This is a genomic window from Methylobacterium bullatum (assembly GCF_014845095.1).
GTDB classification, from domain to species: domain Bacteria; phylum Pseudomonadota; class Alphaproteobacteria; order Rhizobiales; family Beijerinckiaceae; genus Methylobacterium; species Methylobacterium bullatum.
Genome location: NZ_NKUG01000207.1, coordinates 1 through 1,260, shown reverse-complemented (window position 1 = coordinate 1,260; position 1,260 = coordinate 1). Strand labels below are relative to the sequence as shown.

At 55.7% G+C, this 1,260-nt stretch carries 1 protein-coding gene; it reads right to left on the bottom strand.

What is annotated here, in order from left to right; translation table 11 throughout:
* The coding region (locus MBTS_RS21900; protein ID WP_192216469.1) for a hypothetical protein at positions 1-1,002 on the bottom strand (1,002 nt) is incomplete at its 3' end.
* Between the last annotated feature and the right edge of the window lie 258 nt (positions 1,003-1,260).

The window sequence follows — 1,260 nt, the reverse complement described above, 5'->3', positions numbered from 1 at the left end:
CTCACCACGGAGTTGCAAATTCAACTCCAAGCGGCCGTTAGAGAACAAAAAGGCTTCCCGACCGGCGACCTGTACGCGACGAAAGACGCTGAAGCGGCTCCACGTTAAAGCAGTTGGTGCCCAAAAAACGTCCTCTGACACGACCATATCTCGATCGAGAGCGGCATCAGGAGCCTCCATATTGCGCTCGTACAATTCCAGATTGGCTGAGATGTCGTCCGTCACCTCTAATATCGAGCCAGTTTCGATTTCAACGGCAGCCCAGAGAGAACCTTCTGTCTCTGGCTGGTCCGACAAATCAAAAGGCACTAACGCGAAATTCGAAACCCCGACACCGATGACGAACACAGGACGCCGCGGTCCGCCTCCGCCCATTGGCCGTCTCAACTCTTCGAATCCGAGTAAATTCATCTGGCTGATTGTCTGTTCATAGAGCACCCGATATCCGATAAGCTTAAGTAACGCTGAAGAATTTGGGAGGCGTGAGTAACTGAACGACCGAATACGAACGTCCTCCTTAAAAGGGAATGGTCTCATAACAGTAGGCCCTACACCCACAAAACGACTTAGCCAAATCGAGCCAAATTCGTTCGCTTCCGCATACTTCCTCAGAAATACGGCGGCAGGAACAAAGAGACGCGAAGGCTCGTGCGGGTAGGGGTCGACCACATACACTCCGACCAGCACGCGCTCGCCGTCCTCTTGTTGCCAGCGGACGCCATCGACGACAACCCAGTGAGCTCCAGCATAAATCAGCACGATTACGGGCTGGTGCATTTCGACGATACAGTCGACAATCCATGTGCAGAGAGCTTGGCCCGATGCAAACGAATGATCAATCGCGTGATATTCTAGTCTGACTGGTCGCCAGTCCGCGCCCAGACATCGCGCAGTCCCCCGGGGATCTGCATGCCACTCAAGCGGTTCGACCTCGTTTCGGTCAATCTCTTCGGCAGCCGCATCCTCGCTCACAAATGAACCGGAGTGGTCGAGTACCATCACACACGAGGCCGCTCCGCACCGCGTATCCGTCGACTGGAGAACTCGCTTGACGCGGGCTTCCGCCTCTTTGAAACTTGTGCTCAGGGTGTGCTCTCCTCGTCGCCCAGCTGAAGGGCGAAGTTCGCGACGCGGGGCATACTCTAACCGGCATAGCCTTCCATCAGAGTTCGCGCCATAGGTCAGGGGAGCTGTCGTATGAAAGTGATCAGACTCAGGCAGTTGAGCGGCGTCGTTCTCTGCGGTGGCGGTGGCGGTGGG